The following is an 11,232-nucleotide window of genomic DNA, read 5'->3' on the forward strand; positions in this document are numbered from 1 at the left end:
TGAATAATTAATCATTCACAATTAATAATTAGCAAAATGGACTTGGCAAGTAAACTGTTTAAAGGAGACCGGGTGATATGGATCATATTTATGTTCCTGTGTCTGATTTCTGTGATTGAGGTCTTTAGTGCGACCAGTACCATCGCCTATAAAAATGCAAACCATTGGGCACCGATTGTTCGTCATGCGACATTTTTACTGGGAGGTTTTGTTCTGGTGTTACTTTTGCACAATATCCCGTCCAGGTTCTTTCCTGTTTTTATACTTCTACTTCCTTTATCGATATTGATGTTGATACTCACTCCTTTTATCGGTGTTAGTGCGAATGATGCACATCGCTGGCTGGAGATATTCGGGATCACTTTTCAACCTTCGGAATTTGGCAAACTAGCTTGTATCGTATATGTTGCCTTTCTGTTAAGTCGGAAAGGACGGTTTTCAGATGCACAGATATTCAAATATATACTGATTGGTGTGGGGTTAACCTGTGCGCTTATACTTCCGGAGAACTTTTCAACAGCAGTCATGCTTTTCGGGGTCTGTTTTTTGATGATGTTTATCGGGCAGTTACCGCTTTTGAAGTTAACAAAACTGGCTGCTGTCTTGATCCTTGCAGTTTTTTTACTTTTTGCCGGATTATTATTTTTACCGAACGACGTATTAAAATATATTCCTCGTGCCCTGACATGGAAAGAGCGTCTCGTTGATTTTATGCATAAAGATAAAACAGCCGATGCCAGTACCTATGTGATTACTGATGATAATTATCAGGTATCTCATGCCAAAATAGCAATCGCCCGTGGCGGTTTGATCGGTCAAATGCCTGGGCATGGGCAGCAACGCGATTTCCTGCCACAGGCATATTCCGATTTTATTTATGCCATTATTATCGAAGAAATGGGGTTTATCGGAGGAATTGTTGTCTTGTTATTGTATGTGATGTTGCTTGTACGTGTAGGTATGATTGCCCGCCGTTGTGAACGGCTGTTTCCTAAATATCTGGTATTGGGCTGTGGTCTTCTGATCGTAGTCCAGGCATTTGCCAACATGGCTGTTGCTGTCGATCTGATCCCTGTAACGGGGCAGCCGATGCCTTTAGTCAGCCGGGGAGGGACGTCTACTATGATATCCTGTATCTATTTTGGCATTATATTAAGTGTCAGTCGCTTTGGAGCGGGTATCGGAAATGAAGAGGAACCTGATGAAGAAATGGAAGAGGTGCTCCCTGATAACGCATTCGAATCGATGGACGTTGAAACAATAAGAGAAAGCAGTATATGAAAAAATATCGCATGATCATCAGTGGAGGTGGTACGGGAGGACATATATTCCCGGCTATCGCTATAGCCAATACATTCAAAGAGTGGTTCCCCGATGCGGAGATCTTGTTTGTCGGAGCCGAAGACCGGATGGAGATGGAACGGGTTCCTGCAGCAGGATATGATATTATAGGTTTACCTATCAGTGGGTTTAATCGTCAACATATACTCAAAAATATCAAAGTTGGGACACAGTTGATCAAGAGTCTCCGACTGGCAAAAAAGACGATTAAATCGTTTAAACCGGATATTGCGGTAGGGGTTGGCGGATATGCAAGTGGCCCGACGTTATGGATGGCTGCAGCAGCTGGTATTCCCACATTGATCCAAGAACAGAACTCCTATGCGGGAATTACCAACAAACTATTAGCTAAAAAAGCGCATAGAATTTGTGTTGCCTATGAAGGAATGGAACGTTTTTTTCCAAAGGATAAGATTGTTATTACCGGTAATCCTGTTCGTAAAGATTTGGAGCAGATGATCGAAAATCGGGCAGAAGCACTGAATTATTTTGGATTCTCTTCCAACAAAAAAACATTACTGGTGGTCGGTGGTAGTTTGGGAGCACGGACAATTAATAAGAGCATACAAAAGGGACTGGAGCAAATTGTAGGGGCAGGTATTCAATTGATCTGGCAAACCGGACGATACTATTTTGAAGAGGCTCAGAACGCATTAAAAGAGAATAATTCAACGGCTGTTTGGTGTTCTGATTTTATTTCACGCATGGACTATGCGTATGCTGCGGCAGATTTAGTTGTTTCCCGTGCCGGTGCAGGATCTATATCCGAATTATGTCTGTTGAAAAAACCGGTTATTTTAGTCCCTTCACCCAATGTGTCGGAAGATCATCAGACAAAAAACGCATTAGCACTCGTTCATAAAGATGCGGCATTGATGATACCGGATAAGGGCGCAGAGAAACATTTGGTTGCAACAGCGTTGAACGTCATTGAAAACAACAAAAGACTCGATCTGTTAAGCCGGAATGTGTATCTACTGGCACACAAAGCGAGTGCAGAGCGAATAGTGGATGAAATCGTACAGCTTATCAAAAAATAAAATGACTATAAACAATATAAAATCCATTTATTTTATCGGAGCGGGAGGTATCGGCATGAGCGCTCTTATCCGTTATTTCCTTTCAAAAGGGGTACGGGTGGCTGGTTACGACCGGACATCCTCTGATCTTACCGAACAGCTAAATCGCGAAGGAGCGGAGATTCATTATACCGATGATGTCTCTCTTATTCCGGATTATTGCAGATCTATAAGAGATACTCAGGTGGTATATACTCCGGCTGTACCCGATTCACTGTCTGAATTGTGTTGGTTCAGATCCAATGGATTTGATCTGTTAAAGCGTTCACAGTTATTGGGTGAAATAACCAATCATTCCCGTGCATTATGTATTGCCGGTACACATGGAAAAACAACGACATCTTCCATGGTTGCCCATTTGTTGAAACAATCGCATGTGGATTGTAGCGCTTTTCTCGGAGGGATATTAAAAAATTACGGCAGCAACTTATTGCTTTCATCAACGAGTGATTTCACCGTAGTGGAAGCGGATGAATATGATCGTTCCTTCCACTGGCTTTCTCCTTATATGGCGGTTATTACCTCTGTAGATCCCGATCATCTGGATATTTATGGAACACCGGAAGCCTATCTGGAGAGTTTTGCGCATTTCACCTCGTTAATACGTCCGGGAGGATGCCTTGTGATGAAAAAAGGCCTTTCGTGTACTCCCCGGTTGCAGCAGGATGTACGTCTTTATACCTATTCGTCCGAAGAAGGCGGTGATTTTCATGCGGAGAATATACGAATAGGGGATGGGCATATCTTTTTTGATTTTGTAGGTCCTGATATATACATTCAAGATATAGAGTTAGGTGTTCCTGTTAAAGTGAATATAGAGAATGGAGTTGCTGCTATTGCATTAGCCTGGCTGAATGGCGTCTCTTCCGAAGAGATCAAAAAAGGGATGGGTTCTTTTGCCGGCCCGGCTCGTCGGTTTGATTTTCTGTTGAAAGAAAAGGATATTGTATTGATTGATGACTATGCACATCATCCTGCAGAACTGGCTGCAAGTATCCTTTCCGTAAAAGCGTTGTATCCGACCAGCAAAGTAACAGGTGTTTTTCAGCCGCATCTTTATACAAGAACTCGCGATTTTGCAAATGATTTTGCTAAAAGTTTATCTTTGTTGGACGAATTGATCTTGTTGGATATCTATCCAGCCAGGGAAGAACCGATTCCAGGGGTCTCCTCGCAAATAATATTCGACCAGGTCGACTTAAATGCCAAAAGAATGGTTTCGAAGGAGGCGTTACCGAAAATTATGGCTACTGGTGATTACGAAGTAGTCCTGATGCTTGGAGCCGGTGATATTGACAGGTTATTGGAACCAGTCAGGCTGGCGCTGAAAGAAAGAAGTAGTCATTGATACCATAAATGAATTGAAAAGTGATTAAAGTATTGTCTATATTATCTGCGTGTGTGTTGATCTGTTATCTCACATTTACCTTTGTGTTTTTCAAAAACACGAAAGTGGATAATTTATGCAATGGACTGGAGATTATAGTAAAAGATAGCCTCGACAAACACTTTGTTACCGAGAATGACCTATTGGCGATTTTAAAACGCGCCAATTTGAATCCGATCGATCAAAAGATGCGGACAATTAATACAGACAAAATTGAAGCAGAGTTACTCAAGAATGAGATGATCGCCGGTATAGAAGTGTTTAAAACTCCATCCGGAAAAATAAAACTTGAAGTTACACAAAAAATACCTATCTTGCGGATAATTAGCACGAAAGGGAATTATTATATCGACAATTTGGGGCGTACAATGCCGACGAGTTTACGATATGCTGCACATGTTCCTGTGGCAAGTGGTCATATTGAAAAGGAGTATGCAGTAAACGAGTTATACAAATTTGCATTATTTTTGCAAAAGAACGAATTCTGGGACAACCAGATCGAGCAAATATACATTAATTCAAAGAACGAGGTAGAGCTCATCCCTAAAGTGGGGAATCACCGAATATTAATGGGTACTTTGCAGGATTATGAAGAAAAGCTGGATCATCTGACACTTTTCTATAAGCAGGTAATACCTAAAAAAGGTTGGGACAAATACAATACGATTAATTTAAAATATAGCGGTCAGATCGTTTGTACGATAAATTAAATAATATGGCAATCACAGACTTCATAGCAGCGGTTGATCTGGGCACTTCGCATATAGTAGGAGTAGTTGGAAAGAAAAATGCGAATGGCACACTTTCGATCCTGGCATCAGAAAAAGAAAAATCCGGTTCATGTATCCGTAGAGGATGTGTAAATAACATTGAAGAAACAGCCAGTAAGATCAAACGTCTTAAGCTTAAGCTGGAAAATAAACTCAATGGAGCGGAAATCGGTAAAATATATGTTGGAATTGGCGGACAGTCGTTACATACGATTGATTATACCGCCTCCAAAGTTTTAGGAACCGACGGTGTTGTTACTCAGGCCGAAATTGAATTATTGTATCAGGAAAGCCGAAACTGCCGGCTCGAAAATCTGGATGTCTTAGCTGCCGTATCACCCTCTTTTTATTTAGATGACAGGCTTGAACAGCATCCTATTGGAACTCCGGCCAACCGGATAGAAGGCCGTTATAAACTGATCGTAGGCCGCCAGTCTTTACGCAAGTACATCACGAAGAGTATTGCAGAAAAAGCGAGAGTCGATGTTGCCGGTATGATTGTATCCCCTCTGGCTTTAGCTGATATTGTATTGACTGAGGATGAAAAAGATTTAGGCTGTGCCCTGATCGGTTTTGGGGCAGGTGTGACTACCTTAACCATTTATAAAGGAGGTAAATTGATCGATCTCTCTGTTATACCATTAGGCAGTCATCTGATCACAAGGGATATTACCAATCTGCATATCGTAGAGACGGAGGCTGAGCAGATCAAATTAACGTATGGAAGTGCATTGTTTGAGAAAAATGATGATACGATCATTCAGGTTAGTTCTGCCGACGGCATCGGACTTCGTGAAATCAAACAGTTGGAATTAAACTATATCGTTGAGGCTCGGACAAGAGAGATTCTGGAAAATGTATATGCTCGGATTGAAGAGACAGGACTTGTCAAAAACTTAGGAGGAGGTGTTATAATCACAGGAGGAGGAGCCTCTTTGAAGAATCTGGTAACAGCTGTTCGTGGGCGGATGGATATGGATGTGCGTCATGCACTAATAAAAAAAGAGTTAGTTGTTGATGATGAAGAGGATATCGCCAATAACCCGCAATATGCGACAGTGATCGGCCTATTGATGAAAGGAACGGTCAATTGTGCCGCTTCCGTTACTTCAACTCCAAAAGTCCCCAAGAAAGAGCCGAAAGAGACTCAGACAGAGCAAACGACAGCGCAGGAAGAGGTCAAAGGAGAGGCTAAATCACCAGTAGCCCAACAACAGCTGGTACAGAAAAAAGTGGAAAAAGAACCGGTTCCTGTCAAAAAGAAAAAAAAGCCTATCTCCCAATTATTAGGAGATTGGACTCGTACTCTTTTTGACGACGAATATAGTTCGCAGGAAGAAGAGCAGAGAAAAAAAGAAGAAGAACTAAAACGTAAAGCGGAAGGCAATGGATGATTCAACATTAGATTTCAATTTTCCGACCGATGATGTACACAAAATAATCAAAGTGATCGGTGTTGGTGGTGGTGGTGGAAATGCTGTCACCCACATGTATAAAGAGGGTATTCATGATGTGACCTTTTTATTGTGCAACACTGATAATCAGGCTTTGAAGCGCTCTGATGTGCCGACTAAATTGTCGTTAGGGCGCGAGATCACCCAAGGATTGGGAGCAGGAAATAAACCTGAAATAGCGAGGTTGGCTGCCGAAGAGAGTGTAGATGAAATCCGTAATATGCTGAGTGATGGCACTAAAATGGTATTTATCACTGCAGGAATGGGGGGAGGGACCGGCACAGGTGCTGCTCCGGTTATTGCCCGGATCTCTAAAGAGATGGGTATTCTAACCGTAGGTATTGTCACCATTCCTTTTATTTTCGAAGGAATACCTAAAATCATTCAGGCATTGAATGGTGTAGAAGAGATCGCCCAGAATGTAGATGCCCTATTGGTGATTAATAATGAACGTCTGCGGGAAATCTATGCCGATTTGACCCTTAAGAATGCTTTTGGGAAAGCCGATGATACATTGGCTAATGCCGCAAAAAGTATAGCAGAGATCGTTACCGTTACCGGTCATATAAACCTCGACTTTGCCGATGTCAATACGACCATGAAAGATGGAGGTGTTGCACTGATGAGTAACGGATACGGGGAAGGAGAAGGACGTGTTCATCAAGCCTTCAAAGAAGCGTTGAAATCACCATTATTAAGCAATAATGATGTGAAGAATGCCCGCAAAATTCTGTTCAATGTCTATTTTAGCGAAGAGGATGAATTGCGTATGGATGAAATGAATGGTATTCATGACTTTATGTCGGGATTCAATCGGGATATTGAAGTGATCTGGGGTACAGCCGTAGACAATACGCTGGGAAAAAAGATCAAGATCACCTTATTGGCCACAGGATTTACCATCGATCATATTCCTCAGATTGCAGAAAAGCATCGAAAAGACCAGGTAAACATGACCGAAGAAGAGCGTCGTCAGGAAGAAGAGCGTCAATTAAAAGAACAGCGTGAACGCGACCTCTATGGCAAATATTATGGCAGTTATGTCTACCAGAATGGAACACTTGGAACGCCTGTAGATATCGTTGTGCTCTCACGCGAAGAACTTGATGATGACTATCTCATCGGTTTACTGGAGGATCATCCGACCTATAACCGTGAACCCCGCCTCATCACAGAGGCTCGGGCGAAAGCATTTACAGAAGAGTCGTCTTCCCCTATACCGATTGTCAAGCCGCATGATAATACCTCATTAGGCGGAAAACCGAAAATTAGTTTCCGCGATAACAATCCAAAATAAAACAGAACATATATGGGATTATTTGAACAAATCAGTGATGACATTAAAGCTGCCATGTTAGCTAAAGATAAAATACGCCTTCAAGCTTTGCGCGGTGTAAAAAAAGAATTTCTGGAAGCAAAAACAGCTAAAGGGGGTGATGGCGAACTAACGGATGAAGCCGCCACTAAAATTCTCCAGAAAATGATTAAACAACGCAAAGATAGTGCTGTTATTTATACCGATCAGGGGCGTCCTGAACTGGCAGAAGGAGAGATCGCCGAAGCATCTGTGATTGAAAATTATCTTCCAAAACAATTATCTTTGGAGGAGTTGGAAATTGAATTAAAGAAGATCATCGAACAGGTTGGTGCCACCGGCCCTCAAGATATGGGAAAAGTGATGGGAACTGCGACTAAAGCACTCGCAGGAAAGACCGAGGGGCGTTTGATTTCTGAAACCGTAAAGCGCTTGTTGGCATAATGTGTATGCAGAGATAATATTGGTTCAGAGATGAATTCAAGTCAATTTTAGATTCATTCTTCTTTTGTTGAGAAAGCAAAAAACAGTAGAAATAAAATGATTCGTTGACGAATCTGTTTGTATAGAAAAAAGAAAAGGGATACTGTTTAAATAGTATCCCTTTTCTTTATAATTTCGTAAAATTAGCGTATCTCTTACTTAATTTGATCATTCAGTTCAGAGCCAGCTTTGAATTTCACTGCTTTGCGTGCCGGGATATCGATCGGCTGCTTTGTTTTAGGGTTCACACCTTTACGTGCTGATTTTTCTGCGATAGAGAAAGAACCGAAACCTAACAAGGCAACTTTTCCACCTGCTTTCAACTCATTAGAAACTGTGTCGATAAAAGCGTCAACAGCTTTTTTTGCATCGACTTTGCTTAAACCTGACTTCTCAGATACTGCATTGATAAATTCTGTTTTGTTCATGATAGATTGATAATTATAATTAAACAATTCTTGTGATAGCCTTAAGTTGGCATCAAATGTAGTTTTATTTTAATATATCACAAAAAAAATCACTTGTTTTTTTGCTGTTTCTCTATGATTTACGCCAAAAACAGGGAAAACTTTCAAAATATATTTACCTTTGTGTTAAATACGATGTTGAAATATGATGAATCAAAATAGCGGAGGATTCCTTAGTTCCATCCCTCCTGTAACAAAAAATCTTATTATCATAAACCTGCTGTTCTGGGTAGCCACTCTTGCGTTGCCTAAGGTGGGGATTAACCTGATTGAATTGCTGGGACTTCATTTCCCGGGGGCGACCGATTTTAAATTTTATCAGATCATCTCCTACATGTTCATGCATGATACACGCTCTTTTACGCATGTATTTTTCAATATGTTTGCTGTGTATATGTTCGGACGGGTATTGGAGAATGTGTGGGGGCCTAAGCGATTCCTGACATTTTATTTTGTGACCGGGATCGGAGCCGGACTGATGCAGGAGTTGGTTTGGTTTTTCGAACTGCGCGAGGTATTGGCGGGTAGTTATGAGATGATTAACTTGAATGGCGTAGAACTCATTACAAAAAGCGAATACCTGAACTTCTTTGTTACGGTAGGTGCATCCGGAGCCGTTTTCGGCATTCTGATGGCTTTTGGTGTTATGTTTCCTAATATCCCTCTGTATGTCATGTTTATTCCCGTTCCGATTAAAGCAAAATATTTTGTGATTGGGTATGGGTTGATAGAGCTCTTTATGGGTGTTGCCAATTTCCAAGGCGACTCGGTGGCTCACTTCGCTCACTTAGGTGGTATGTTGTTCGGTTATATATTATTACGGTATTGGAAGAAAAAAGATGGACGCTATTTTTTCTAATTTAAAACGAACATTTCGTTCGGGGAATATCTTAACTAAACTGATCTATATTAATGTTGGGATATTTGTTATCATCCGGTTGACGGCCGTATTATTCCTTCTGTTCAATATCCGGGATTTCTCTCTTTTAACCTGGTTGCAGATGCCTTCCGATCCGCAGCAACTGTTTTATCATCCTTGGACCGTCGTAACCTATATGTTTAGTCATTATGACTTCTTACATATCCTCTTTAACCTCTTGTGGCTGTATTGGTTCGGCGGAATATTTCTTCTGTTTTTTAACGAGCGGCAATTAGGAGGTCTGTATGTTCTGGGCGGTATAGCCGGAGCAATCCTGTTTATGCTGGCCTATAATATATTCCCCTATTTCCAGGAAATAGCCTCGTCGAGTTATCTGATCGGCGCTTCGGCTTCTGTTATGGCCATTGTTTTTGCAGTCTCTTTCTACCGGAAGGAGTATGAGATCAATCTTTTTTTAATCGGGCGAATCAAGCTGATCTATCTGGCTCTTTTTTCATTGTTGCTTGATTTATTGGCAATGACATCCACCAATGCAGGGGGGCATATTGCCCATATCGGAGGTGCATTATTAGGTATCTGGTTTGCTGCACGCATGCAAAAAGGGAAAGATCTGACGGCTCCGATGAATCGGATCATCGACTGGTTTGTCAATTTAGGAAAGCCACGTAAACCTAAAATGCATGTCACCTATAAACGCCCCGAAACCGATCAGGCGTATCATGCACGTAAAAATCAGGAAAATGCAGATCTGGACGCCATTCTGGATAAACTCAAACGTTCAGGATATGAGAGTCTGTCTGGTGAAGAGAAGAAAAGGCTGTTTGATGCGAGTAAAAAATAGCAGAGATGTGGTATGAAAACTTTAAAGGCATTGCTTCGCATACTATTTGTTGCAACACACCTTTTAGTGATTGTGTTGTTTTTACTTGCCGCTTATTCGGATAAGATCTCTCCGGAGAAAAGTATGTTTATGGCTTTTGTCGGTTTGGCTTTCCCGATTTTAGGGGTGCTGAATGGTTGTTTCTCGATGGTTTGGCTCTTTGTGAAACGATGGAACTATTTTCTGGTCGGTTTAGTCTCTTTTTTCCTCTGTTGGGGAGCCGTCGGGCGTTATTTTCCTTTTCACGCTACCGCAGAAATTCCGGAAGAAAACACTTTGAAAATCCTTACATATAATGTAATGGCTTTTGGGAATAAAGCCCATACCGCCCAAGAACCCAATAAAATTGTTGAATATATCGCATCGTCTGATGCTGATATTGTATGTCTGCAGGAATATGCGGTGGTTCGATCCGGAAGAGGATTGACCTCCGAAAGTCTGTTCAAAGCGTTGAAGATGTATCCTTTCCGATCTGTTATCCGTATCAATCAACGAGGTGCTCAAACGAACGGATTAGCCGTATTCTCCAAATACCCGATCAGTAATTCCAAAAAGATCAATTATGAAAGCAATTACAACGGATCGTCTGTCCATGAAATCAATGTCAACGGGAAGAAACTGATTCTGATCAACAACCATCTGGAATCCTTTAAGTTAACGTCTAAAGACAAGAGTCAGTATGCGAGTGTTTTCCGTAATTTAGACTCGGAAAGCTTAGGTGAATTGCGTGGTCCTATTCTTCATAAATTGAGTGATGCTTTCAGGATACGGGCTAAACAGGCCGAAGCTGTTGCCCAAAAAATAGAAAATACCAAAGGAGATTATATGCTTGTGTGTGGCGACTTCAATGATACGCCTATCTCTTATACCCATCATGTGATTCAGGGCGATTTGATCGATGCTTTTGCCGCTTCGGGTCGTGGAATGGGTGCGACTTATAATCAGAATTTTTTCTGGTTCAGGATAGATAATATTTTACATTCGTCCAACATGCAATCGTTCAATTGTAAAGTAGACAAAGTAAAATACTCCGACCATTACCCGGTATGGTGTTATCTGCAATTGCAATAAAAACAGATTTTTTGTCTTACACTGAAAAAGGTTGACACTTTTTTGCCACATAAATAACAAATAATTTATGTCAAAAAAGAAACATCGTATGTACAGCGAAACTTT

11 protein-coding genes are annotated in these 11,232 nt (G+C 41.2%); 10 read left to right on the top strand and 1 reads right to left on the bottom strand.

What is annotated here, in order from left to right; all coding sequences use genetic code 11:
• Positions 1 to 36: 36 nt before the first annotated feature.
• The 7 genes from M2135_RS15025 to M2135_RS15055 are packed head-to-tail and all read left to right on the top strand — an operon-like array spanning position 37 to position 7,790.
• Positions 37 to 1,281, top strand: a complete 1,245-nt coding sequence (locus M2135_RS15025) for an FtsW/RodA/SpoVE family cell cycle protein (protein ID WP_280749344.1) — start codon at positions 37 to 39, stop codon at positions 1,279 to 1,281.
• On the top strand, positions 1,278 to 2,381 hold the full coding sequence (murG, locus tag M2135_RS15030; RefSeq protein WP_280749345.1) for an undecaprenyldiphospho-muramoylpentapeptide beta-N-acetylglucosaminyltransferase: 1,104 nt from the start codon (positions 1,278 to 1,280) through the stop codon (positions 2,379 to 2,381). Before M2135_RS15025 ends, murG begins: the two co-directional genes overlap by 4 nt.
• Position 2,382: 1 nt before the next feature.
• Complete coding sequence (gene murC, locus M2135_RS15035) at positions 2,383 to 3,768, top strand: UDP-N-acetylmuramate--L-alanine ligase (protein ID WP_280749346.1); 1,386 nt, start codon at positions 2,383 to 2,385, stop codon at positions 3,766 to 3,768.
• 20 nt (positions 3,769 to 3,788) lie between these two features.
• Positions 3,789 to 4,517: a cell division protein FtsQ gene (locus tag M2135_RS15040; protein ID WP_280749347.1), complete on the top strand. Its 729-nt coding sequence runs from the start codon at positions 3,789 to 3,791 to the stop codon at positions 4,515 to 4,517.
• 5 nt (positions 4,518 to 4,522) lie between these two features.
• A complete protein-coding gene (gene ftsA, locus M2135_RS15045) occupies positions 4,523 to 5,971 on the top strand; it encodes a cell division protein FtsA (RefSeq protein ID WP_280749348.1) in 1,449 nt (482 codons plus the stop codon).
• Positions 5,964 to 7,328 (top strand): cell division protein FtsZ, encoded by a 1,365-nt coding sequence (gene ftsZ, locus M2135_RS15050; protein WP_280749349.1) that lies wholly within the window; start codon positions 5,964 to 5,966, stop codon positions 7,326 to 7,328. Before ftsA ends, ftsZ begins: the two co-directional genes overlap by 8 nt.
• A 12-nt stretch (positions 7,329 to 7,340) precedes the next feature.
• Entirely contained in the window at positions 7,341 to 7,790 is a 450-nt protein-coding gene (locus tag M2135_RS15055; protein WP_280749350.1) for a GatB/YqeY domain-containing protein, read from the top strand.
• 194 nt (positions 7,791 to 7,984) lie between these two features.
• Here M2135_RS15055 and M2135_RS15060 read toward each other — a convergent pair whose 3' ends face one another.
• Entirely contained in the window at positions 7,985 to 8,257 is a 273-nt protein-coding gene (locus tag M2135_RS15060; protein ID WP_280749351.1) for an HU family DNA-binding protein, read from the bottom strand.
• A gap of 184 nt (positions 8,258 to 8,441) precedes the next feature.
• Here M2135_RS15060 and M2135_RS15065 point away from each other — a divergent pair, with 184 nt between their 5' ends.
• From M2135_RS15065 to M2135_RS15075, 3 genes are read left to right on the top strand one after another with little or no spacing between them, the layout of a single operon-like run.
• Complete coding sequence (locus tag M2135_RS15065; RefSeq protein WP_280749352.1) at positions 8,442 to 9,155, top strand: rhomboid family intramembrane serine protease; 714 nt, start codon at positions 8,442 to 8,444, stop codon at positions 9,153 to 9,155.
• Positions 9,136 to 10,017 (top strand): rhomboid family intramembrane serine protease, encoded by an 882-nt coding sequence (locus tag M2135_RS15070; RefSeq protein ID WP_280749353.1) that lies wholly within the window; start codon positions 9,136 to 9,138, stop codon positions 10,015 to 10,017. The genes M2135_RS15065 and M2135_RS15070 overlap by 20 nt, the downstream gene beginning before the upstream one ends.
• Before the next feature lie 12 nt (positions 10,018 to 10,029).
• The gene (locus M2135_RS15075) at positions 10,030 to 11,127 is read left to right on the top strand and encodes an endonuclease/exonuclease/phosphatase family protein (protein WP_280749354.1); all 1,098 of its coding nucleotides are present in this window, start codon (positions 10,030 to 10,032) and stop codon (positions 11,125 to 11,127) included.
• Positions 11,128 to 11,232 lie beyond the last annotated feature (105 nt).

The organism is Parabacteroides sp. PF5-9 (assembly GCF_029893105.1).
In the GTDB taxonomy this organism is placed as follows: Bacteria; Bacteroidota; Bacteroidia; order Bacteroidales; family Tannerellaceae; genus JARXWG01.

What these genes read in the sequence shown, in the direction of transcription:
- M2135_RS15025 (WP_280749344.1), top strand. Translation starts at nt 37, where the DNA reads ATGGACTTGGCAAGTAAACTGTTTAAAGGAGACCGGGTGATATGGATC.
- murG (WP_280749345.1), top strand. Translation starts at nt 1,278, where the DNA reads ATGAAAAAATATCGCATGATCATCAGTGGAGGTGGTACGGGAGGACAT.
- murC (WP_280749346.1), top strand. Translation starts at nt 2,383, where the DNA reads ATGACTATAAACAATATAAAATCCATTTATTTTATCGGAGCGGGAGGT.
- ftsA (WP_280749348.1), top strand. Translation starts at nt 4,523, where the DNA reads ATGGCAATCACAGACTTCATAGCAGCGGTTGATCTGGGCACTTCGCAT.
- ftsZ (WP_280749349.1), top strand. Translation starts at nt 5,964, where the DNA reads ATGGATGATTCAACATTAGATTTCAATTTTCCGACCGATGATGTACAC.
- M2135_RS15055 (WP_280749350.1), top strand. Translation starts at nt 7,341, where the DNA reads ATGGGATTATTTGAACAAATCAGTGATGACATTAAAGCTGCCATGTTA.
- M2135_RS15060 (WP_280749351.1), bottom strand. Translation starts at nt 8,257, where the DNA reads ATGAACAAAACAGAATTTATCAATGCAGTATCTGAGAAGTCAGGTTTA.
- M2135_RS15065 (WP_280749352.1), top strand. Translation starts at nt 8,442, where the DNA reads ATGATGAATCAAAATAGCGGAGGATTCCTTAGTTCCATCCCTCCTGTA.
- M2135_RS15070 (WP_280749353.1), top strand. Translation starts at nt 9,136, where the DNA reads ATGGACGCTATTTTTTCTAATTTAAAACGAACATTTCGTTCGGGGAAT.
- M2135_RS15075 (WP_280749354.1), top strand. Translation starts at nt 10,030, where the DNA reads ATGAAAACTTTAAAGGCATTGCTTCGCATACTATTTGTTGCAACACAC.